Raw genomic sequence first — 22,850 nt, 5'->3', positions numbered from 1 at the left:
TATCTGCCTTTCGGTATCACCGGATACCTCCACAGGTTTTGGCGATAATGCCGGACCTGCCCGATTCTGCGGACGATCCGCGCAGGGAGCATCTTTGTGAGCATCCGCTCGTCAAGCATTTCCTGGGCACCCCGTTACACGTGTTGGCACAGGGCGGCTGCGGACGTAAGGGCGATCGCATTGTCAGGCATGTTTGGAACGGGGAGAGGCCGTTTGACTCCGTGCGGCAGACAGAGTTTGGCCTCGATGTCGCGTCCCCGCTCTTTACCCTGCTGACCCTGGCTTCCTCGGTCTCAAACGAGCGTCTGATCATGTGCATGTATGAGATGTGCGGCACCTTTGCCGTGTGCAAGATTGCGCCTCAGGTAAAGTTGGCACTTGTGCAGGCATATGGGGACCGGTGGGGCGACGCACGGTCGGGCTGGGAAAACGTAAAGGATACCTCGGGGAATCCAACGGACTTGTGGAAACGACCTCCCCTGATTGAGCTCTCTGAACTTACCGAGTATGTCGATAAGATCCCGGGGCTCCGTGGCGCTAAATCGTTCACGCGTGCCGCGAAATGCATTACGGGGGTGGCGGCATCGCCGCTCGAGGTCCAGGCTTCGATGCTGTTTGGCCTTACGAGGTTGCGCGGCGGCGAAGGGCTGCGCCTTACCAATAACGTTGAGATTCGTATGACGCGCAGTGCCCGCCTGATTTCGGGGCTTGATAGGCGCTATGCCGATATTCTGCTGGCAAATAAGGACGGCAGCCGAGAGTGTCTGGTTGAATGCCAGGGTAAAGCCATTCATGGATCCATTGAATCCAAGATCTCGGACTCCGATCGAACGACGGCGCTGCAAGCGATGGGATATCCCGTCGTTTTGATGACCTATGGTCAGCTGGTCGACCCCGATGCCTTCCGCGTGGTGATGGAGCTCATCATGTCCTATCTCGATGTGTCGCTGAAAGACAAGACGCAGCGGCAGCAGGAGCTCGAACGGCGGCTTCGTGAGGAGATTTTTATCGATTGGGCAGGAATGTAGCCGCGCGGTGGGTAAACGGTAGCGCGAGCTAGAGTTCTGGTCGCAAAAAGGCTTCAATTTTGCCTTGGAGGGACCCTAAAAATGCTATCTAGAATAAGTTGTTTCGGAAAATAGACAGTCAACTTACATTCGGCACATAGAGATCGATTTTTACCTACTAAAGTCCCTGATAAAGCTGTTTATCAAAGCGAGTGTGCTTAGCGACTTGAGCCTCACTATCGATTATCTGAAAAAACTTGTTCTGGGTATCATTTTAAAGTCGTCCGGAGCAACAAAATCGGCCCCCGTTTCGTGAAAACGGGGGCCGAATGGGCTTCGTGGCCTGTCTGACAGGCTTGGCGTCGGCGCTATTTGATCACACGCACGCGATACATCGACGGAATCTGCTTGAGCGCCTCGATCGTGCTGCCGTCCAGGTGCTCATCGGTGTCGAACATGGTGTAGGCGTTCTCGCCAGCGGACTCGTTGGTCATACGCTGCACGTTGGCGTTGTCCTTGGCGAGAATGGCTGTGATCTGGCCGATCATGTTGGGCACGTTGGCATGCAGGCAGGCAATGCGGCTTGCGGCGCGCGCCTTGCCCATGCTGCAGGCGGGATAGTTGACGCTGTGCGCGATGTTGCCGTTTTCCAGGTAATCCTTGAGCTCGCTGATGGCCATGTCGGCGCAGTTGGCCTCGGCCTCGCCGGTGCCGGCGCCCGAGTGCGTGGTGATAAACGTGTTGGGCATCTTGACGGTCTTGGGCGTGGCAAAGTCACAGCTAAACCAGCTGAGCTTGCCCGCGCGCAGGGCGGTATCGACGGCGTCTTCGTCGATGATGGTCTCGCGAGCGTAGTTGATGAGCACTGCGCCCGGTGCCAGCAGGTTAATCTGCTCGGTGCTGATCATGCCGATGGTGTCTGCCTTGCTGGGCACGTGGACAGTTAGGTAGTCGCAGCCGCGGCACAGATCCTCGAGCGTGCCCACGCGCTGCACCTCGCGGCTCAGCACCCACGCGTGCTCGACGGAAATGAACGGATCGTAGCCGTAAACGTCCATGCCCAGGTCGACGCAGGCGTTGGCGACCTTGGAGCCTACGTTGCCCAGGCCGATGACGCCGATGCGCTTGCCCTTGAGCTCGCGGCCCACAAAGGCCTTTTTGGCCTTCTCGGCGTCGACCTGAATCTCGGGGTCGTCGGCGTTGTCACGCACCCAGTTCATCGACTGTACCACGCCGCGGCTCGAGAGTACTAGCATGCCCAGGACGAGCTCCTTGACGGCGTTGCTGTTGGCGCCGGGGGAGTTAAAGACGACGACGCCCTTCTTGGCGTACTCCTCGACGGGGATGTTGTTGACGCCGGCGCCGCAGCGGGCGATGGCGCGGATGCCCTCGGGCAGCTCGTAGCCGTGCAGGTCGGTGGAGCGCATCAGAATAGCGTCGGCCTCCTCGGCGGTGCCCACAAACTCGTAGCCCTCGCCAAATTCGACTTTGCCGTCTTTAGTGATGTCGTCGATGGTCTTAATCTTGCGCATGGAAAAACTCCTTAGCAGGTTTTGATCTAAACAGGGTGGTTTGAGATGGCTGGTCGGCCCGCGTGCTGCGGGCTAGTTAGATCGCGGGCTCAAACTCTGCTGCGCCTCGAAGTCCTTCATGTACGTGGCCAGCGCCTGCACGTCTTCCATGGTCACGGCGTTGTAGACGCTCGCGCGCATGCCGCCCACCAGGCGATGGCCCTTGACGTTTTGAATCTGGTGCTCTGCCGCGCCCGCAACAAAGGCGGCGTCGAGGTCGGCGTCGCCGGTGCGGAAGGTGACGTTGGCGATGGAACGGCTGTCGGCCTGCGTGGTGCCATGGAACAGCTCGCTGTTCTCGAGCAGGTCGTAGAGCAGGTTGGCCTTGGCCCAGTTGTGCTCGGCCATGGCTGCGAGCCCGCCGGTCTGTTCAACCCAACGGAACACCTTGCCGCACACGTAGATGCCAAAGGTGTTGGGCGTGTTGAGCATGGAGCCCTTGGCGGCCTGGGTCTTAAGGTCCAGGTACTGCGGCGTCTGCGCAAAGGCCGGACCGTCGGCAATCAGGTCGTCGCGCACGATAACCACGGTGACGCCCGCGGCGCCGGCGTTTTTCTGCGCGCCGGCGTAGATGAGCCCGTAGCGCTCAACGTCGAGCGGCTGCGACAGAAAGCAGCTCGAGACATCGGCGACCAGCGGCACGTCGCCGCAAGCGGGCAGCTCGTGGTACATGGTGCCAAAGATGGTGTTGTTCTGGCAGATGTAGACGTAGTCGAGCCCGCCGCCCGCGGCCTCGGCGGCAATGCGCGCGTTGATGTCGACTATGGTGGGTATGCGGTCGAAATTGGTGTCCTCGGAGCTCGCGAGCAGCACGGCCTCGCCGTACTTGGCGGCCTCCTTGTACGCCTTGTTGGCAAAGTTGCCGGTCACGACGTAGCCGGCGCGGCCGCGGCGCATAAGGTTCATGGGGATGCCTGCAAACTGCAGCGTGGCGCCGCCCTGCAAAAACAGGACGTGGTAGTTGTCCGGGATGTTCAGCAGGCGACGCAGGGTTGCCTCGGCGTCGTCGATGATCTGCTGGTACATGCTAGATCGATGACTCATCTCGAGCACGGACATGCCGCAACCGCGGTAGTCCATCATCTCGTCGGCGATCTCGGCGAGCACGCTGGTGGGCAGCGCGGCCGGGCCAGCTGAGAAGTTGTGCACACGTGCCATCTTCTAGGTCCCCTCGTAGTCGTTTGAACGTTCGGGATACTTTAGCACAGTGCAGCGCCGGGTGCGACCGCATCACGGTAAAACTCGAGTGCGCCGCTATGATTTACAGGATGGTTACATGGGGGAGGGCTTATCTCGAGGCTCGCATCCGATCCGCCTCGGCCTTCGCTTGTTTCCAGGGGCGCACACGACCGTTGGTGAGGTCGTCATAACCATGAGTGATGGTACGTTGAATGTAATCTTCGCGTTCCTGAATGGTAGTTAGCGCGCGCGTCTGATCAGAAATAGGCTTTACGACAGGCATATGAAACTCCTTACTAGAATCATATGTAGAACTCTATGTTGAGTGTAGCGGAGGGTGGCGTTGGGCGTGTGCGTGCCTGCATTCGTAAGCGCGGTTGTCTGGCAAGTGTGATTTGGGGCGACCTCGTTAAAGTTTCTAAGCTGCGAAAATGACCGTTAACCGGATTTAATTTTGTTGCTCAACATTTGACACTCTGGGCGTGGTAACTTTTTTACCAACAGGTATGATTATTGTCATGTGCGCCGCGCCTGCCCGCCGGGTTGCGGCGCACTTGTGACAGCCTTTGACACCCTTGGAGCGTGTACTGTGGATGTAACCACAAAAAGCGTTCGGGGGGGGGGTGCTCACCCGCGAGCAATTCCTCCCGCATGAGATGCGCATCGTCGCTGCCCTTCGTATGCAGGGCGCAAGCGACGAGCAGGTCATTGTACGCGTAAAGAGCGAGAACCTCTTTCAATATCCCACGGAGCGCATGGTCGCCAACCGCGCAACCGTGTGCCTTCGACGCCTCGACGCCATGGTGCCCACGGACGCCGCATGCGCCGTGCGTGGCATCGACTCCAATATCGCCGTCGAGGCTGTGTCATCCCTAACCAGGCTCATGGCATCCGGCACTCCCACGCAGGCGGACCAGGCCATCTTCTACAGCATGATCTGCCGCTACGATATCGTGCGCGAGCTCGTGCTCGTCGAGGTAGGGGAGCGCCTACAAAACTTCGATTATGCCTTTACGGCGGTTGACCTCAATGCCTTTATGACACGCTTTACCACGGAGTATCCGGACGCGGCCCGCTGGACTGAGGCCACGGTCAAGCGCATTAAGGGCTCGCTCCGCCAGACGCTCCGCCATGCCGGCCTTATCGGCGAGGGCCAGGGCCCGGAGTCCGAGCGTCTGTCACCACTCTTCCTCGATTCCGATGTCGAGCGAGCCTTGGTTCTGCTGGGCGAGCAGTCGCTTATCGCGGCCCTTACCGGCAGGGTGGTGATGTAGCGCGGCTCCCGTCAACAGCGCCGCCGAACCTGCTATCACCCCGGCGACCGATTTCACCACCAATATCGGCATCCATTCCCGTAAGAGCGTCGTGGCGGCGCATGTCCGCTCTCAGCACGCCTGTCAGGAATTTGAGCGCCGCGCGCAGCTTCTGCGCGAATGCCTGTGCAGCGAGGACTTTTTGGCTAACAAGGGCATAGGCAATGAGATCGGCTTCCACACCTTTTGCTATGACCCCGCGCTGGAGTTTGAGGCGCGTGCATTATTTGACACCCTTTCACGCGATGCCGAGGCCGACAAGCTTCCGTGCACGCTCAAGGTCGTGAACCTCTACGACGCCGTGCTGGCAATTCTCGAAAAGCGCCGTGTCCTTAAGGCCATCCCACGCCAAGAGGAGCGCCGCGGTACCCAGCGCGTGCTCGAGGACGTGGCCAAGTTCGCCTCGCCCGAGAAAGTCGCCGCGTACATCCTTGAGCAGACCGAGCCGCACGCGCCTGGAGACGTCGTTCTCCTCACCGGCGCGGGCGAGGTCTTCCCATTCTTTCGCATGCACACGCTTCTCCATTGCATGCTTGCGGATTTTGATGAGGTGCCTCTGGTCGCCGCCTATCCGGGCAGTTTCAACGGCTCTTCTTTCCAGCTCTTTAACCGTCTGCCGGCCGACAACTACTACCGCGCCATCGATATCTCGTAAGCACGGCTCCCCGCAGGCAAGTCCCTGCCGCCGGTAACAACCCTTTGCCATAACGTTCCCAAACCCAAAGGAGCACCCATGGACAACACGATCATTCGCGACCTCTTTGCAAAAGACATCAACCGCTCCATCAACGGCGTGGTCAAGGTCCAGGATTCAAAAGATGGGTCCATCCGCCAGGAGCTTGACGAGTACGTGGTGACGCGCGAGTTGCAGAGGCACTTTGCTACGTTCTTCAAGGCCTACGGCGATGCCATCGATGCGCGCACCGACAAGATCGGCGTGTGGATCAGTGGTTTCTTCGGTTCCGGTAAATCGCACTTCCTCAAGATGCTGAGCTACCTGCTCGAGAATCGCCAGATCGGCGGTAAGAGCGCCATCCGCTACTTTGACGGCAAGATCGTCGACCCCATGGTCGCGGCTGCCATGGAGCGCGCCTGCTCGGTGCCCACGCAGGCCATCCTCTTTAACATCGATAGCAAGGCGGGCCAGTGGAAGCAGGGCGATACGGCTCCCACGGCGCTGCTTCGCGGCTTTGAGCGCATGTTCTACGAGGCGCGCGGCTTCTACGGCGAGGACCTCAAGCTTGCAAAGCTCGAGGACTACATCGATTCCCTGGGCAAGACCCAGGAGTTCCGCGAGGCCTTTGAGCGCGTGAACGGCGAGTCCTGGCTCCAGACCCGCGACACCTACAGCTACTTTGAGGACGACGTCGTCGAGGTGCTGCAGAGCGTGCTCGGCATGAGTGAAAAGGCCGCATGGAACTGGCTCGAGGGTTCTGAGGACGAGGTTTTGGCCCCCGATGTCTTTGCCAAAAAGGTCAAGGACTACGTAGACGCTCAGGCGGCGGCCCGCGGCGGCAACTTCCGTTTGCTCTTTATGGTCGACGAGGTGGGTCAGTTTATTACAAACGACAAGGACCCAAGCCTTATGCTGAGCCTTCAGACCATCGTCGAGGAGCTGGGTGCCGCCTGCGGTGGCCGCGTGTGGGTGATGGTCACGAGCCAGGAGGCCATCGACAACCTGAGCCTGCCCGTGGGCAACGACTTTTCAAAGATCCAGGGCCGCTTCAATACCCGCCTTTCGCTCTCCAGCTCCAGCGTGGACGAGGTCATCCAGCGCCGTGTGCTCGAGAAGACCGCGCCGGTGGCTGATATGCTTGCACAGGTCTACGAGCAAGACGCCGCCGTGCTTAAAAACAACTTTACCTTTGAGGGTGGCTCGCGCTCCGACCTTGCCGGCTACGCCAACTCCAAGGATTTTGTGGCTAGCTACCCGTTTGTGGGCTACCAGTTTAAGCTTCTGCCCGACGTCATGACCGAGGTGCGCAAACACGGTGTCAAGGCCAAGCACATGTCCACGGGCGAGCGCTCCATGCTGAGCGCGTTTCAGGAGAGCGCTCAGGCCATCCAGCATGACCAGACCGGTGCACTCGTGCCTTTCTGGCGTTTCTTCGACACTATCTCCAAAGACCTTGAGCACGGCATCGTCCAGGTGGTCGACCGCGCGGTCCGCGCGGCCGAGGACGCAAAGGGCCTTGAACCCTACGACGTTCAGGTGCTCAAGCTCCTGTACTTGATCCGCTACATCGGCTACGTTAAGGCTACGGTCGAGAACATCTCCATCTTCATGATCGACGGCCTCGACGTGGACATGCGCGCCCTCAAGGACCGCGTCAAGGAGTCCCTTGCCCGCCTGGAGCGCGAGAACTACGTGGCACGCCAGGGCGATACTTATAGCTTCCTCACCGACGAGGAGCAGGAGATAGCGCAGGAGATCGCACGCACCCCGATCGATAACGCGCAGGTGATCGAGTCTATCAAAAAGCGCCTGTTCGACAGCATCTATACCGCGCGCAAACTCAACCGTGGGGCCAATGACTTCCCGTTTGACCGCTATGTGGACGGCTCAATCCACGGTACCAGCATGGGCGGCATGGAGCTTTGCGTGGCGACTATGGCGAGCGACCTGGGCCGTGCGGACGATACCGAGCTGGCCTTGGCTTCTTCGGGCAAAGCCATCGTGGCCTTGAGCGATGAGGCGGATTATTGGGAGACGCTCGTCAACGCCGCCAAGATCCGCAAGTACGCCAAGACGCGAAATCTCCAGGAGCTTCAGCCAAGTACGCGCCAGATCGTCGAGTCCAAGATGCGCGAGGCGGCCTATAACGAGAAAGAGGCCGATGCCCTTTTGAGCGAGGCCGTGCTCCATGCGCGATGCGCCGTCAACGGGCGCATGATTGAGGTCCGCGCGGCCAAACCTGCCCAGGTCTTCGACCAGGTGCTGGCGCAGCTGTGCGATGTGGTCTTTGAAAAGGCCGACTATATCGGCTCGCCGGTCATGAGCGATTCCGATATCCGCTCCACTCTGGCGGGCAACGTTCAAGCGGGGCTCGCTGGCATGGACGCGGGTAACACGCGTGCGCTCAAGGAGGTCGAGGACTACCTCAAAGTTCAGCGCCAGCGCCACCTGGATACCGCTATGGGCGATATCCAGCGCCAGTACCAGCAAAGGCCCTTTGGCTGGCGCGAGGTCGACATCGCAAATGTGGTGGCGCAGCTTGTGGTAGAGCAGCGCGCGCAGGTGCTGTTTGGCGGTCAGACGGTTCAAACTAACGACAGCCGCATGGTGGCACTCCTTCGCAAGGATGCCGATAAGGCCCAGGTGCGCTTGCGCATGCGCATGAGCGACCGGTTGCTGCGCGCCACGGGCGAACTCATGTGTGACCTGTTTGATCTCAAGACCGTGCCCTCCAACGAGGATAGGCTCGTGGTCGAGCTCAAGGAGCGCCTTGAGGACTTGCGCGAGTCGTGCCTCGCCATAGCACGCGACTACTATACGGGTATCAAACCGCTCTATCCGTATCCTGGCGAGAGCGAGTGTGAGAAGATGCGCTCGGAGGTGGCCGACGTCCTTAAGGACCAGAACGAGTCCGAGGCGTTCTTGACCACGTTCACCAAGCATGAGGAGCGCTTGCTCGATGCCAAGGAAGACTTTGACAAGGTGGTTGAATTCTTAGAGTCCAACCAACGAACAGCGTTTGACCACGCTAGGGATTTCTTGAGCCGCACCGAGGGTATCGAGTATGCCTCCGATGACATTCCCAGCGCGGTGGAGAACGTGGCAAAGGTGCGCGAGATCCTCAAAGATCCCAAGCCCTATGGCCGCATTAAAGACCTGCAGCCGCTTATGGATCCCGTTGAGGACGACATAAAAAAGCTGCTGGGCATCCGCCGCAATGAGTTTTTGTGCCGCATCGAGAGCGATCTGCAAGACCTGCAGGCACAGGCTGAGAGTCAAAAGGGCTTTGTCAATCAAGCCAAGGATGCCATAGCAGAAGCCGCCGCCAAATACGAGTCGTTCAAAAACCGTGCCCACAGTGCTCAAAGCCTCAACGAGCTGAGTGTTGCCGCGACTAACTGGGGCAACTGGATCGTTGCTGCAACCAACAAGATATACGACGCCGTGGATGCGGCCCGCATGCGCATGGACAACGAGCGCCGCACCACTGAGGTCACGAGTACGGGTGAGGTGGTCAAGAAGGTCTCCAACAAGGGCGCCGCATCGTCTGCTCCCGTGCCCGCGCCCAAGCCCCAGCGCAAGATCAAGACCGTGCGCCGCGCCGATCTGGCCAAGCCGAGTCGTCTCTTGTCCGCAGAGGACGTGGAGCGCTATGTGGATGACTTGCGCTCCCGCCTTATGCAGGCACTCGCTGCAAACGACGAGATCCGTATCAACTAACCCGCGGGGCAACCGGCGCCAAAACGTGCGCCGGTTGCTTATGGCGTTTAGAAAGGCTCATCAACCATGAACGATTCTGCTCTTAAGAGCTTCTGCACCTGGGCCCGCACGGAGCTCATCAAAGGCGTTGAGGCGCAGATGGTGCGCTACGGCATCACTGAACCTGCACCTGCGCCCGCTGGGTCCGAGACCGTCAACAGCCTGCCCCTAAGCCCGGCTGAGGTTGAGCAACGCGATGAACTGCTGCGCATGCAGGCAGAGGTGGGTCACGAGGCGCTCTGCGACCGAGCGGCCTACACCTGGTTCAACCGCATCGTGGCCATTCGCTTTATGGATGCACGCGGATGGCTTCCCAGCCGTATGCGCATGCTAAGTCGTGCGGACGGCAGCCATGGCAGCGAGGCCGTGGAGAACGCGCTGGACGTGGAAATAACGACGGCCGATACCGATCGCATAGCCGAGCTCAAGATGGCGGGCTTGGATGAACCGTTGTGGCGCTACCTGTTTGTTGCTCAGTGCGAGGAGCTTGCCGATTGCCTGGCGGGCGTCTTTGAACGCGTGGGCGGAGCCATGGAGCTGCTGTTGCCCCAGGGCCTCATGATGGCTGACAGTGTGGTGGGCAAACTCAATGCCGTCCTCGATGACGAGGACTGGCGCGAGGGCGTGACCGTTCTGGGCTGGATGTATCAGTACTACAATGCCGACGTTAAAGACGAGTTCTTCAAGTCCAAGCGCAAGGCAGCGGCGGCGGACATCGCGCCCGCCACGCAGCTCTTCACCCCCGAGTGGATCGTGCGCTATATGGTCGAGAACTCGCTCGGCCGTCTGTGGATGCTCAACAATCCGGGGAGTTCGCTACGCGAGCGCATGGAGTATTACATCGAGCCCGATGCTGAGCACGAGGACTTCATCCGCATTTCGAGTCCCGAGGAGATAACCCTCTGCGACCCCGCATGCGGCTCGGGCCATATCTTGGTCTATGCGTTTGAGCTGCTCTTCCATATGTACGAAGAGCGCGGCTATCGTGAGCGCGAGATTCCCGAGCTCATTCTTACTAAAAACCTTGCAGGTATGGAGATCGATTCCCGCGCGGCACAGATCGCGGAGCTGGCGCTTGCCATGTGCGCCCGCGAGCACGACCGTCGCTTCTTTAGGCGTGACGTTCGCGCCGACATTACCGTGCTCTCGAGCATCCCGCTAGGGGAGGACGAGCTGCCGGGTAACAAGAAGCTCGCCGAGGAGCTGAGTCATTTGGGCGAGATCGGTTCGCTGCTCAATCCTTCAGAGGACGAGATCGACGAGCTCAAGGCTGCCGCCGCGAGTTGTTCCGATGACCTTTTTGCCGCTACGGCCAAAACTAAGCTCGAAAGCGCTGCCGCCATCTGCGAGAAGCTGTCCCGTCGTTTTACCTGCACCGTTGCGAATCCTCCGTATATGGGCAGCAGTAGCTTTAACCCCTTCATGAGCAAGTGGATCAAGAAGAACTATCCTGACGTGAAGAGCGACCTGTTCTCTTCGTTCATCGTGCGTATTATGGACTTTGCCGGCGAGCACGGCGAAGTTGGAATGATGACCCCGTTCGTTTGGATGTTTATCGGTAGCTACGAGAAGCTTCGAAATAGGCTTATCGATGACAAGACTCTAACCACGCTCATTCAGCTCGAGTATTCTGGCTTTGCAGGGGCAACTGTGCCTATCTGCACATTTACCTATCACAATTCGCATATCGATGACTATAAGGGCGGATACGTTCGTCTTGCCGATTTTCCTGGTCCCGCGGTTCAGGCTCCCAAGGCGCTGGAGGCCATCCATAATCCTAACTGCGGCTGGTTCTACCGTCGCGACGCCGACACCTTCAAGAAGATCCCCGGCACTCCCATAGCCTACTGGGCCAGCGATGCCCTTCTGGATGCGTTTACGAATAAGGAAAAGCTTGGCTTGTTTGCCAAGCCGCAGGTCGGTTTGCAGACAAGTGATAACGATCGTTTTTTGCGCTATTGGTTTGAATGCTCTCTTGGGGACATGAGCGTCGCTTGTAACTCTGCCGAATCCAGTTTGAGCCTAGATGCAAAATGGTATCCGCACAATAAGGGTGGTTCCTTTAGGAAATGGTATGGCAACAGGGATCACGTTATTGAATATGCCAAGAATGGCCGCTCTCTTTCCGCGGCACCTGGCGCATCCAGGATAAAGGATTCAATTGCCTTCTTATCGTGCATCACGTATTCAAGAATTACGTCTGGGCAGATTGCATTTAGAATGCAGCCTACCGGGTCTTTGTTTGACTCTGCGGCCGTGGCTATGTTTCCTCCTGTCTGCGATATGAAGTACTTGCTTGGGTTGCTTAACTCATCCGTTGTTGCAACGGCAACGTCCTTCCTTGTTCCCACGCTAAATGCCCAACCCGGTGATATCGCCAAGCTTCCCATCGCTATTGAGCCTGCTGAGCATGGGGCGGTTGATGGTTTGGTGGATTATTGTCTGGACATTTCAAGGCTAGATTGCGACTCGTTTGAAACCTCTTGGGATTTCAAACGTCATCCGCTGTTGTAGGTGAGCATTGTGGCTAAATCCTACAAACTTGTCGAAGAGACGAAACGAACTACAGCGGAGTGTGCTGAAAAGTGGAACGCCGATAAACGAGATGTTTCCGCCTGGTGTAGGGCTGATTTGATTTATGGTGCGGTAAAAGAAACCTCTTTCCCATTCAGGTGGATCATTCCCTGTGATGCGAAGCGTCCCATAGATGCATGCATCATTAGGGAACTGCTGTGGCAGATTATCGAGCTTGAAAACGAGCGTATTTCCGAAATCGACGTTTCTGTTTGGGGTATTCCTGCAGTCGATGTTGCTGGGTGCATTCAGTCGTTGAAGGATGCCGATTATTTGGCGTTTTCACAAGAAGGTGTTGGCTTACAAATAACGAAAAAGGGCCTTGCTTTGATTGGCCGCGGTCAGTATGACAAGGCTATGAATGAGACGCCTACGGCACTGAAGTGGACTGCCGATGCCGTGGGTATTATTGCCGGAAGTGCAATAGATCAAATTATCCAAAGATAAGCTGCTTCCGCAAGGACGCTGTAGTTTCGAAAGGTAATAACCATGTCTGATTGTTGTATTTATGAACCTCAAAATTACGACCCACAGGCGGTCGATCGTTTTCTCCGTGGTGAGACTAGAGAAATATGCATTGAGCTGAAGTGCGTTGAGCAGGAAAAGTCAGAGGACTTTGCGATTACGGATGCGGTTTTGCAGCTCGATTTAATAAAGTGTAGGGAGCCACACATGTGCGACGTTCCCGCTCATAATACCCCTTATTTTGATCCATCTGGTTTAGCGAAGCTTTCATTTTTGATTACCGAGAAGACAGTCGGTTCGCAAGATTACCATGCGATTTGTCGCTGTGGGGCCGCTCACCATCTGTTGGGGGGCTCTCGATTGCTCCTTGTGATTTCGGAAGGGAGCGAATCTCGAGAATGCGCATTTGAGTTTAGTCCAGCATCGGGAGTGTTTGGCAAATACGTGTGGCAGGAACTCGATTTGCAAGCTTCCATTGGATAGGCGAGCGATTTCATATCGCGCAACTAAGACGAATCAGCTGCTTTCGAGCGAGAGATGCACCGGCATCGCGCGGTGCATGGGGCTGAGCTTCGAGCCTGATTCCTTCACGGCGACCGATTAATTGAAAGACCATGGGAAACGGAAGGCGGCACAATGACAACGCTTTTGGCCGATAAATACGAGGCTCGCAAGGCCGAGGTCAATGCTCGCTTTGAGCAGCTTCGCGCTAACGAGGAAGAGCTCAACCGAATCTTTGCCAAGATCTACAACATGGAGGGCGAGGTGCCCATCGAGGTCGAGGATAAGTACGTCTCGGTGGCGCGCATCTTCGACACCGCCGACGAGATTCCCGAGAGCTATAAGGGTAACAAATACGTGCGTACCAAGCGCGATGAGATCACCTCGCTCATAAGCTATGCCGTGGGCTGCATGTTCGGCCGCTATTCGCTGGACGTGGACGGTCTGGTTCTGGCCGACCAGGGTGCCACGGTCTCTGACTATCTGGCCAAGATGCCCGATCCCGAGAATGTGACCTTTATGCCAGATAGCGACAACGTGCTGCCTATCACCGATGACGAATACTTTGACGACGACATCGTGCGTTACTTTATCGACTTTGTGCGCACCGTGTATGGCGAGGAGACGCTCGAGCAGAACCTGGCCTTTATTGCCGAGGCGCTCGGCGGCAAGGGCACCTCGCGCGAGGTCATCCGCACCTACTTTTTGAAGGACTTCTTTAAGGACCACTGCCAGACCTATAAGAAGCGCCCTATCTACTGGCTGTTCGACAGCGGCAAGAAGAACGGCTTCAAGTGCCTTGTTTACATGCATCGCTACCAGCCTGACCTGTTGGCTCGCATCCGCACCGACTATGTGCATGAGCAGCAGGAGCGCTACCGTGCCCAGATCGGGTATGCCAACGATGCCCTTGTCAGTGCCGAGCGCGGCGAGCGCGTGCGCTTGGATAAGCGCATCAAAAAGCTCAACGACCAGCTCAAAGAGACCATTGCCTACGAGGAGAAACTGCACCACTTGGCAGACCAGATGATTAAGATCGACCTGGATGACGGCGTCAAGGTCAACTACGCCAAGTTTCAGGATGTGCTGGCAAAGATTAAGTAACTGCAGATACGGTAAGGATATTCATGCCCAAGATCGATGTAGAAGAACAGCTCAAGCTGCGGTTTTTGCAGCCGTTGCCCTCATGCGTGCCGCGTCGTGTGGTGGTTTGGCACGATGCAGACGGCGAGTTTGCCCCTGAGTTTGAGCGATTGGCTGCCGTGGGTTTCGACGGCGCGGGGGCCGATGGCGGCGTTATGCCCGCTCACGGTGACTTTGAGCGCCCGGTTCGGTTTGTTGAGGCCTGCGAGGGCCGCATGTTTGCCGTCAAGAAACTTATCAACCGCGATGACCTTGCAAGCGATGTCTTGCTGTATCGCCGTTGCCCGCGTGGCAGGCTTGAGGGCGATTGGCTTGCCGATGTTGAGCTGTATGCCGATTGGTTCCAGGCTGACTATCTTTCGCTTTTGGCCGATCAGCTGGGTATCGAGAATATCGAAGCCGTGCGCGAGAGCCTGCGCGAGCACAAGACGTTCTTTGATGCCAAGACCCGCTGTGCTAAGTTTGTCGTGTGCGTTCCGCATGCCTCGGGCACATCCGATATCGAGCTTGGAATCCTTACGGTTATCTTTGGCGGCAAGGAGCCGGGCGACGCGCGGCCCGCGTTTGTGCTGCGCGGCTGCATGACCACACTGCTGCACGAGGGCCCCGAGGCGCTGGCCGCGCTGGTGGATAAGTACAGCGTGCGCGATGTTCTCTCTGCCTTTATGCTGCGCTGCTATGGGTTTGATGGACCGCTGTACGAGCGTGACTCGCTGCTTATGCTTGCATCCCATGTGCTCCTTACGGCAGCATCAACTGCGCTTCCCGAGGGAGTGCTCAAGGGACTCGAAAGTTATGTGGCTCTCGCTTACGGCCCCTATTGTCTTGAAGCGGTGCGTACGTGGGACCAGACCGCCGATACCCAGGCATCGAGCGAGGACCTATTTGAGATCTGCCGTTTGGTAGAGGATGCCCGTGGACTCTTTGCGCGGTTCGAGGCCCTGCCAATCGATGCGTTGGCCTCGCTTGACGTGTTCCCGTGCGTCAACGAGGCTGTACTCTCGCAGTTGTTCAGCTCGTTTGCCCAGGGTGCGGACCGTGTTGAGGATGCGCGCGCATTTGCTGCGCGCCGTTGCGACCTAAGCTGGTACCGTCGCGTTGAGAGCTACTTTGACCTGCTTGTCGCTGTGGCCGATATGTGCGCGTTTAGGCAGACGCACGCGGGTGGGTTCCATCTGGCGCAGTCCCAGCAGGTGTGGGATGCCTATACGTCCGATTGGTATGCCATGGACGCTGCCTATCGCCATATGTGCACCGCGTATCTGCGGGCACGCTCCGTCGAGTGCGATGCGCTCGAGGAACCTGCCCGCGCCGTGGCGGACTGGGCGGAGAATCTCTACAGCAACTGGTTCTTGGCGGATGCCAATGCCTGCTGGGCGGCTGCTGCGCAAGGGGAGTGGGCCGATTGCGGCTACATCGATGGTCCCGCACGGCAGGATGAGTTTTACTGGCATGTGCTGCCCGCCTTTGTGGGTTCTGCCAAAACAACGGTCGTTATCGTGAGCGATGCGCTGCGCTATGAGGTTGCTCGCGACGTTGCGGCGCTGCTCGAGCGCGAACGCGGCGGCAACGTCAAGGTCTCTAGCATGCAGGCGGTCTTTCCCTCCATTACCGAGGTGGGCATGCCTGCGCTGCTGCCGCACCAGGTGCTTGAGCTTGCAGAGGATGGCGCGTTTGTGTTGGCTGACGGCATGCCCACTGCGACGACTCCGCAGCGCGAGGCCGTACTTACCCACGTTGAGCCCACGGCCCGCGCTTTGCGCTCGAGCGCATACCTCAACATGGCGGGAACCGAGCGCAAAGCGCTGCTCAAAGACTCCAGGCTCGTTTATCTCTACCACAACAAGATCGATGCCACGGGCGAGAAGGCAGCTACGCAGGATGACGTTTTCGATGCCTGCGCGGACACCGTGGAGGAACTTGCCGCGTTGGCGCGCCGCGTGTGCACCGACGCCCCGGGCGCGCGTGTTGTTATGACGGCGGATCACGGCTTCATCTACACGCGTCGTGAGCTCAACGAGTGCCAGATGCTCGGCAAGCCAGACCTTCCCTTCCTTGACGCTCCCGTCATGTACGGCAAGCGTCATCTGGTGGTGCCCAACGAGGCCGTGGGCGAGCTTTCGGACGAGGTGCGTGGGGTGTTTGTTAATGTTAACATGAGACGTTTGGGCGCCGGTTTTGAGGGGTTTGCCCCGCGCGAGAACGTGCACTTCAAGCGTCCCGGCGGCACTAACAACTACGTCCACGGCGGCATGAGCCTGCAGGAGCTCTGCGTGCCCGTTATCGGTTTTTGGCGTGCGCGCTCGGGTTCCAAGGACTTTGTCGACACGCGCGCGGCGACGCTGCGCGTACTAAGTGAGGGACGCCGAGTGACCAACTCGCTCTTCTCGGTCAACTTGATCCAGGAAGAACCTGCCCAAGGTAAGGTCTTGCCGTGCGAGTACGAGCTGGTGTTTACCGATGCAAGTGGCAACGAGGTGAGCGATACGGTCAAGGCGCATGCCAACAAGACTTCTGTTAACTCGCAGGAGCGCGTGGTGCATGCCAAGTTTGCGTTGCATGCAGCGGATGGATTCTCGGCCAAGGGTCCGTACTATCTGGTCTGCCGCGAGCGCGAGACGGGCAAGATCGTTTGGCGCGAGACGTACACCATCGCTGTTTCATTTGCCCCCGTTGCTGATTTTGGTTTTTAGGAGTGTGCCCTATGTTTGATAGCCGTGACGACGATCTGTGGGAAGTCCCCTCGATTGATGTGGATGTGCCGGTGGAAGGCGTGGTGCCCGTGGAGGCGCCGGCGGCTGAGGTTGTTGCGCCTGCCCCGGAGTCGGTGGCTGCTGCGCCCGTTGAGGCTGCCGCGCCCGCTGGGGATGAATCCTCGACCGATGGCTATGACCAGGCTGCGGCCGAGGCTCCCGAGGATGAGGGCTACGACATGGACGGGTTGGACGGTAAGCTGCTCGAGCACTTTGGCGGCAAGATCGTGCGCAAGGACCTGACGGCCTTTATGAAGCGCGGCGCCAACGTGCCCACCTTTGTGCTGGAGTACCTGCTGGGCATGTACTGCTCGACCGATGACGAGGAAGCCGTGGCAGAGGGCCTGGATCGCATCCGCAGGATCCTCACTGATAACTACGTGCGTCCCGACGAGTCCGAGCGCATTAAGTCCAAGATTCGCGAACTGGGCCGCTTTACCATTATCGACAAGGTGACGGCCAAGCTCGACGAGTACAAAGACATCTACGTGGCATCGTTTGCCAATCTGACCATCGAGCCGTTTGTGATGCCGGCCGAGTACGTGCGCGACTATTCCAAGATTCTGCAGGGTGGTATTTGGTGCATCATGAGTATCGAGTATCGTCACCCCTTGGATGAGGAAGACGAGTTTGGCATGGAGGTCTTTGGCGACGATGCGCCGCGCCGCGCCAAGGCCAAGCGTAAGAAGCGTGGGCCCGAGGACTCTCCGTTCAGCGTGGCGTCGCTCACGCCCATTCAGATGCCCAACCTGGACCTGGATGCCATGGTCGAAGAGCGCCAGTACTTTACGCGCGACGAGTGGCTCAACATGCTGCTGCGCTCCGCTGGCTATGAGCCCAGTGAGCTTTCCGAGAAAGAGCGCCTGCACTTTATCGAGCGCATGGTGCCGCTCATCGAGCGCAACTACAACCTGTGCGAGTTGGGTCCCCGCGGCACCGGCAAGAGCCATATCTACAAAGAGGTCTCGCCCTACGCCATTTTGCTTTCGGGCGGTCAGACCACCACGGCCAACCTGTTCGGCCGCATGAACTCCATGCGCGCCGACCGCGTGGGCTTGGTGGGCCACTGGGACTGCGTGACGTTCGACGAGGTCGCCGGCATGCGCTTTAAGGACACCAACGCCGTGCAGATCATGAAGGACTACATGGCGAGCGGCAGCTACGCGCGCGGCCGAGACCAGATTAACGCCGATGCCTCCATGGTCTTCGAGGGCAACATCAACGACACCGTGCAAAACGTCCTTAAGACCACGCACCTGTTTGATCCGTTCCCGCCGGAGTTTAACAACGATTCGGCCTTCTTCGACCGTATCCACTATTACCTGCCGGGCTGGGAGATTCCCAAGATGCGCTCGAGCTTGCTGACCGGGCATTACGGCCTGATCACCGACTGCCTGTCGGAGTTTTGCAAGGAGATGCGTCGCAAGGACTTTACGCACCATATCGACCGGTATTTCCGCTTTAACAGCGACTTTAACAAGCGTGACGAGATCGCCGTGCGCAAGACCTTTAGCGGCCTGGCCAAGCTGCTGTTCCCCGACGAGGCTATGGACAAGGACGACGTGCGCTGGCTGCTGGACTACGCCATCGAAGGCCGTCGCCGTGTAAAGGAGCAGCTCAAGATTATGGCGGGCGTCGAGTTTATCGACGTCAACCTGGGCTATATGGATGCCGACAACCCGCAGGACGTGCACGTGGTGCGCGTGCCCGAGCAGACCGAGGACACGCTGATTCCCGACGGGCCGCTGCTGTCCGGCCACGTATTTGGCGTGGGCAGGTCGCAGGGCGGCGAGGTTGCCGTATACAAGCTGGAGAACAAGGCCGTTGCCGGCGAGTGCAAGTTTAAGTACGAGGGCGTGGCCTTTAACAAGCCGGTGCGCGATACGCTTGAGGCCGCGTTCGACAATTTTGTGAACCTGGCGAACCGCGTGGCGCCGGGCATGCACATTGGCTCCAAGGATTACCTGCTGTTCTACAACGACCTGCAGAGCAAGGGCCTGTCCGAGGAAGTTTCGCTCGCCGAGTTTGTGGGACTTTGCTCTGCTGCGTGCAACCGCCCGGTGATGCCTGCGCTGGCGATTCCGGGAATCTTGCGCATGTCGGGCTCTATGGACGAGATCCGCGGGCTCGAGGACATTATGCGCGTGGCCAAAAACGCCGGCGCCAAGCGCGTGATTTTGCCGCTGAGTGCCATCGCGGGCCTGCAGAGTGTTTCGTCCGAGATTATTTCGGGACTGAGCCCGGTGTTCTACATGGATGGCGACCCGGTCGACGCCGCGAAGAAGGCACTGGATCTGTAGGGGTGCAGGCGTGCGGGGCGTCCGGTGTTCGGGTGCCCCGCGTACATGTTGGTGCGTAGTGCGTGAGGAGGCCTGCCATGGCAGACGAGCGTTCTGTTGGTGAACTGCTCGACGAGCTGTTTGGCTTTGAGTCGGTAGCCAAGCGTCAAACGGCGCTTGAGCAGTACGATCGCGGGGAGTTGGTGCGCAAGGCGCGCTCCCGCGAGCTGCTGGGTGTGCTTAGGGATGTCGAGACTGCCGAGCACACTGCGCGCGAATCTGCCGTGCGGGCTGTTGATACGTACGTGCGCCGTGTTGAGGGCGCGGCCCTTGCGCGCGCTCGCAAGCAGGCGGGTGTCGTGGGCTCGCTGCAGATGGAGCGCCGCTACGCTGCCTTTTTGCGCATGGAGGACAATGCCGAGCTGCTGACGCGCCTGGAGCAGACGCTTGCGTTTATCGAGGTAAAGCTGCGTGCGAATACGGCGGACAGGGTGCGCGCAGCGTACGATGCTGCCGGCGCTTTAGTGCTGCAGGACGTGGCGCGCCTGAGTGACGTGCGCGTTGTGGATGCTGTGCCCCTGGATGCCGACCTGCTGTGCACGCAGCTGGAGCAACTTCGTTGTGCCGCCGACGCAACGGACCTTGCGGGTATGATCACGGCGACGTTTGAGTCCGAGCTGAGTTCGACTGGGCCGCAGCACGCAGATGGGTTTACGGGTGATTTGGCTGGCGATGTTGCTGGTGACGTGGCGTTGGAGCGTGAGCTTACCAACGTGCGCGGTGCTGCGCAGCGGGCACGCTTGGCGGCGCAGGCGTATCGGGCCGAGCGTGCCGCCCGCGTTGCGGGGAGCATGGTGGAGCCGGTATCGTTGCCCGAGTCTGCGTGCGTTGCGTGCGAGACGGCGTGCGATGCCGGAGAGCTTTCCGAGTTGCTCGTTCAGGTTAAGAAGTCGTTTGAGACCTACCGTCGTGTTGTTGCCGACGGCGGGTTGTTCTGTGCGTTTGGCTCTGGCTCGCCGCATGGGATTTGCCGGGGCTCGAGCTATTTAGACTGCGATTCTCGGCTTGACGAAGACGTGCTGGTGGGCGAGTACGATGGCGCTACCAGGCATGATGTTCGGCGGGAGCTCGCGATTCCCGAGCTTGTGGATGAGGCTTCGGCCGAGGGCGGCGACTCGCTCGAGGTTGCCGTGGCACGCATGCGTGAGTTTAACGGGCGTCACTACGATGGTGTGCTGGATGAGGATCCCGCGCGCCATGTAAATGCGTTCTGGTATGGACTCAAAAAGCTCGGCCAGTATTGCGAGGCAGCCGTGCGTGTGGACGAGCGTGCTTGGGATTGCTTTATCGATAAGGTACAGTTCGCCTACGATGAACCCGTGGGGCGCCTGGTCACGCAGATGGACGACAAGCAGGTTGCGGCTTTTGTTGCTGCCGTGGAAGTGCTTGGCGCTGACGAGTAAGGGCCTGGTTTGGCGGGAGGTTTTACCATGAAGATCGAAGTTGATGTAGACCAGCTGCGCGAGAGCCTGCTCGACCGCGCGGGGAGTGCGGCTGGCGTGGGCTTTCCCGCCGCCATGCTCGACGTAGTGGATATCGAGGACGAGTCACCCCAAGAGCTCCTGGCCCGAGCCGAGCGCGAAGGCCTCGACCTCCGCGGCTTTGCCGTCGACGACGACTAGGGTAGCTAATTTGGGAAGGGGCGTCTGCACCCGCAGCTGCGCGAAAATGCACGATAAGCCGTCGCAATGGAGCCTAATGAGCTCGCGACCGTTCTTTTTTTGACTGCTCGCTGGCTAAGTGAGTAGGCTTTATTGGAAATCCTGAGCACTCGACAAATTTGCTTCAACAAACCCGCAGGGCACAGACTTGTGCTTTGGTGGCGTGGTCGGCGATTTGGCAAAAGTCTACTCACTTAGTTTTGAGAGACGCTAATTGTCCGCAACGAGACCCCAGCCGGGGCGATTGATGCTCAAATGTAGCCAATTCGGGACGGCAACCCCCTGGCCACTACGACGCCAGCGTTGCGATGACGGCTTCGTCGTCGGCGTATATAAGGGTGTTGCCGTCGGGGATGATGGTTTGGCCGTCGCGTTTGAGCATCACTACGATAAAGGGGTGCTTGCCCTGTGGCACGTCGCGCAGGCGCTGCCCTGCCAGACGCCCGTGGGGCGTTACGGTGACCTCGCGCAGCGTAACCTCGGCACGCTCTTCAAACGTCGGCGCGGCCATAACCAGAAGGTCGCCTTCTTCAATTACGGTATCGCCGTTGGGCAGCACCGGGTGCGCACCGTCGCGCAGCACCAAGACCACCAGCATGTCCGTCGCGCTGCCAATATCGGCGAGCGAGCGACCGGCAAACGGATGGCCCGCGCCCACCTTGAGCTTAACGAACGACATGCCGTCCTCGTCGCGGTAATCGTTAAACGTGCGGCGCACATCGCCTTCTGCGTCAATCATGTCGAGCTTCTTCGCCACTGCCGGCAGCAGCGAGCCCTGCACCACAATGCTCGACACAGCAATCACAAATACCAGGTCAAACAGGTCGTGACCGCCGGGAACGTCGGCCACCACGGCAAAGAGGCTAAATACGACCGAAGCTGCGCCGCGCAGGCCCGCCCAGCTTACGAGTGCGACCTGGCGAGGATTGGTCTTAAAGGACGCCAGCAGCATGCCCACGGCGATGGGGCGGCTCACAAAGAGCATAAACGCCATGAGTGCTAGGCCCGGTAGCAGCATTTGCGGCAGGCGTGCGGGTATCACGAGCAGGCCAAGCAAGAAGAAGATGGTCATCTCGGCCATCTCGGTAAGGGTGTCAAAAAAGTGCGCCATCTCGACCTTGCCGGTGATGTCGCTCGCACCCAGCACAATGCCTGCCAGGTATACGGCCAAAAAGCCGTTGCCGCCCAGGTAGCTCGGCAGCGCGTAGGCAACGATCGCCACGGCGAACAAAAAGATAGTCTGCGCGCCCTCGGCCGTTGCGTGCGCGCGCTCAATCAGGCGGCTGGATATCCAGCCGATGGCAAGGCCCAGGCCCACACCCAGGATGATCTGCTTGGCCAGCAGCGCAGGAATGTCGATATTGCCGCCCGCCGCGAGGGTCGCGAGCACCGCGGTGAGCATGTAGGCGACGGGGTCGTTGGAGCCCGATTCGACCTCGAGCAGCGAGTCGGTGCCGCCCCTCAGCGACAGGTTGTGCTCGCGCAGCACGCTAAAGACGCTCGCCGCATCGGTCGACGCCACGACCGAGCCTAGCAGCAGGCCGCCGATCCAGTCGAAGCCCAGCATGAAGTGCGCAAACGCGCCGGTGATGCCAGCGGTGATGACGACGCCGAGCGTGCTCAGCAGCACCGCGGGCGCGGCGACAGGTTTGGCACGGTCGATGTTGGTGTTAAAGCCACCGTAGAACATGATGAACAGCAGCGCCGTGCTGCAGACGGTTTCGGTGAGCGCGTAGTCGCTAAAGTCGATGTGCGCGGGGCCGTTGACGCCCAGCAGCATGCCGAGCGCGATAAAGATGAGCAGGGTGGGGAAGGGGAGCTTTTTGCCGACGGGCTTGATGGTCAGGCACAAAATGATGACGAGGCCGATAAAAAGAAGGATCTGGTTCATGGATAGTGTCCGCTCCTG

16 protein-coding genes are annotated in these 22,850 nt (G+C 59.0%); 12 read left to right on the top strand and 4 right to left on the bottom strand.

What is annotated here, in order from left to right:
* Window positions 1-47 precede the first annotated feature (47 nt).
* A complete protein-coding gene (locus AAAX32_RS04575) occupies window positions 48-1,028 on the top strand; it encodes a hypothetical protein (protein WP_349100121.1) in 981 nt (326 codons plus the stop codon).
* 347 nt (window positions 1,029-1,375) lie between these two features.
* On the opposite strand, the gene AAAX32_RS04570 is transcribed toward AAAX32_RS04575, so the two are convergent.
* From AAAX32_RS04570 to AAAX32_RS04560, 3 genes are all read right to left on the bottom strand, one after another.
* Entirely contained in the window at window positions 1,376-2,539 is a 1,164-nt protein-coding gene (locus tag AAAX32_RS04570) for a phosphoglycerate dehydrogenase (RefSeq protein ID WP_349100119.1), read from the bottom strand.
* A gap of 72 nt (window positions 2,540-2,611) precedes the next feature.
* A complete protein-coding gene (gene serC, locus AAAX32_RS04565; RefSeq protein ID WP_349100118.1) occupies window positions 2,612-3,736 on the bottom strand; it encodes a 3-phosphoserine/phosphohydroxythreonine transaminase in 1,125 nt (374 codons plus the stop codon).
* Window positions 3,737-3,866: 130 nt separating this feature from the next.
* On the bottom strand, window positions 3,867-4,040 hold the full coding sequence (locus AAAX32_RS04560) for a hypothetical protein (protein ID WP_349100117.1): 174 nt from the start codon (window positions 4,038-4,040) through the stop codon (window positions 3,867-3,869).
* A 340-nt stretch (window positions 4,041-4,380) separates the two neighbouring features.
* Between AAAX32_RS04560 and AAAX32_RS04555 the strand changes: the two genes are divergently transcribed.
* The 11 genes from AAAX32_RS04555 to AAAX32_RS04505 all read left to right on the top strand — a co-directional run bounded on the left by AAAX32_RS04555 (window position 4,381) and on the right by AAAX32_RS04505 (window position 20,902).
* On the top strand, window positions 4,381-5,031 hold the full coding sequence (locus tag AAAX32_RS04555; protein WP_349071419.1) for a DUF1819 family protein: 651 nt from the start codon (window positions 4,381-4,383) through the stop codon (window positions 5,029-5,031).
* A 91-nt stretch (window positions 5,032-5,122) separates the two neighbouring features.
* Complete coding sequence (locus tag AAAX32_RS04550) at window positions 5,123-5,725, top strand: DUF1788 domain-containing protein (protein ID WP_349100116.1); 603 nt, start codon at window positions 5,123-5,125, stop codon at window positions 5,723-5,725.
* Between the two features lie 78 nt (window positions 5,726-5,803).
* Window positions 5,804-9,466, top strand: coding sequence for a BREX system P-loop protein BrxC (gene brxC, locus AAAX32_RS04545; protein ID WP_349100115.1), 3,663 nt, complete (start codon window positions 5,804-5,806; stop codon window positions 9,464-9,466).
* Window positions 9,467-9,532: 66 nt separating this feature from the next.
* A complete protein-coding gene (gene pglX / locus AAAX32_RS04540; RefSeq protein ID WP_349100114.1) occupies window positions 9,533-12,019 on the top strand; it encodes a BREX-1 system adenine-specific DNA-methyltransferase PglX in 2,487 nt (828 codons plus the stop codon).
* 9 nt (window positions 12,020-12,028) lie between these two features.
* Entirely contained in the window at window positions 12,029-12,526 is a 498-nt protein-coding gene (locus AAAX32_RS04535; RefSeq protein WP_349100113.1) for a hypothetical protein, read from the top strand.
* A 42-nt stretch (window positions 12,527-12,568) separates the two neighbouring features.
* The gene (locus AAAX32_RS04530; RefSeq protein WP_349100112.1) at window positions 12,569-13,027 is read left to right on the top strand and encodes a hypothetical protein; all 459 of its coding nucleotides are present in this window, start codon (window positions 12,569-12,571) and stop codon (window positions 13,025-13,027) included.
* A gap of 153 nt (window positions 13,028-13,180) precedes the next feature.
* Entirely contained in the window at window positions 13,181-14,149 is a 969-nt protein-coding gene (locus tag AAAX32_RS04525; RefSeq protein WP_349100111.1) for a hypothetical protein, read from the top strand.
* Between the two features lie 23 nt (window positions 14,150-14,172).
* On the top strand, window positions 14,173-16,881 hold the full coding sequence (gene pglZ / locus AAAX32_RS04520) for a BREX-1 system phosphatase PglZ type A (protein WP_349100110.1): 2,709 nt from the start codon (window positions 14,173-14,175) through the stop codon (window positions 16,879-16,881).
* A gap of 11 nt (window positions 16,882-16,892) precedes the next feature.
* The gene (brxL, locus tag AAAX32_RS04515) at window positions 16,893-19,241 is read left to right on the top strand and encodes a protease Lon-related BREX system protein BrxL (protein ID WP_349100109.1); all 2,349 of its coding nucleotides are present in this window, start codon (window positions 16,893-16,895) and stop codon (window positions 19,239-19,241) included.
* 77 nt (window positions 19,242-19,318) lie between these two features.
* Window positions 19,319-20,683, top strand: a complete 1,365-nt coding sequence (locus AAAX32_RS04510; RefSeq protein ID WP_349100108.1) for a hypothetical protein — start codon at window positions 19,319-19,321, stop codon at window positions 20,681-20,683.
* Window positions 20,684-20,710: 27 nt separating this feature from the next.
* Window positions 20,711-20,902, top strand: coding sequence for a hypothetical protein (locus AAAX32_RS04505; RefSeq protein ID WP_349100107.1), 192 nt, complete (start codon window positions 20,711-20,713; stop codon window positions 20,900-20,902).
* A gap of 328 nt (window positions 20,903-21,230) precedes the next feature.
* On the opposite strand, the gene AAAX32_RS04500 is transcribed toward AAAX32_RS04505, so the two are convergent.
* A complete protein-coding gene (locus tag AAAX32_RS04500) occupies window positions 21,231-22,832 on the bottom strand; it encodes a potassium/proton antiporter (RefSeq protein ID WP_349100106.1) in 1,602 nt (533 codons plus the stop codon).
* Between the last annotated feature and the right edge of the window lie 18 nt (window positions 22,833-22,850).

This window comes from Collinsella sp. CLA-ER-H3 (genome assembly GCF_040092425.1).
Lineage (GTDB): Bacteria > Actinomycetota > Coriobacteriia > Coriobacteriales > Coriobacteriaceae > Collinsella.
Note: the sequence above shows the minus strand (reverse complement) of the source record. Positions and strands in the feature narration are given on the sequence as shown.

Excerpts from the sequence above, each read along its gene's own strand:
- AAAX32_RS04575 (WP_349100121.1), top strand. The coding sequence starts at position 48 with ATGCCGGACCTGCCCGATTCTGCGGACGATCCGCGCAGGGAGCATCTT.
- AAAX32_RS04570 (WP_349100119.1), bottom strand. The coding sequence starts at position 2,539 with ATGCGCAAGATTAAGACCATCGACGACATCACTAAAGACGGCAAAGTC.
- serC (WP_349100118.1), bottom strand. The coding sequence starts at position 3,736 with ATGGCACGTGTGCACAACTTCTCAGCTGGCCCGGCCGCGCTGCCCACC.
- AAAX32_RS04560 (WP_349100117.1), bottom strand. The coding sequence starts at position 4,040 with ATGCCTGTCGTAAAGCCTATTTCTGATCAGACGCGCGCGCTAACTACC.
- brxC (WP_349100115.1), top strand. The coding sequence starts at position 5,804 with ATGGACAACACGATCATTCGCGACCTCTTTGCAAAAGACATCAACCGC.
- pglX (WP_349100114.1), top strand. The coding sequence starts at position 9,533 with ATGAACGATTCTGCTCTTAAGAGCTTCTGCACCTGGGCCCGCACGGAG.
- AAAX32_RS04530 (WP_349100112.1), top strand. The coding sequence starts at position 12,569 with ATGTCTGATTGTTGTATTTATGAACCTCAAAATTACGACCCACAGGCG.
- AAAX32_RS04525 (WP_349100111.1), top strand. The coding sequence starts at position 13,181 with ATGACAACGCTTTTGGCCGATAAATACGAGGCTCGCAAGGCCGAGGTC.
- pglZ (WP_349100110.1), top strand. The coding sequence starts at position 14,173 with ATGCCCAAGATCGATGTAGAAGAACAGCTCAAGCTGCGGTTTTTGCAG.
- brxL (WP_349100109.1), top strand. The coding sequence starts at position 16,893 with ATGTTTGATAGCCGTGACGACGATCTGTGGGAAGTCCCCTCGATTGAT.
- AAAX32_RS04510 (WP_349100108.1), top strand. The coding sequence starts at position 19,319 with ATGGCAGACGAGCGTTCTGTTGGTGAACTGCTCGACGAGCTGTTTGGC.
- AAAX32_RS04505 (WP_349100107.1), top strand. The coding sequence starts at position 20,711 with ATGAAGATCGAAGTTGATGTAGACCAGCTGCGCGAGAGCCTGCTCGAC.
- AAAX32_RS04500 (WP_349100106.1), bottom strand. The coding sequence starts at position 22,832 with ATGAACCAGATCCTTCTTTTTATCGGCCTCGTCATCATTTTGTGCCTG.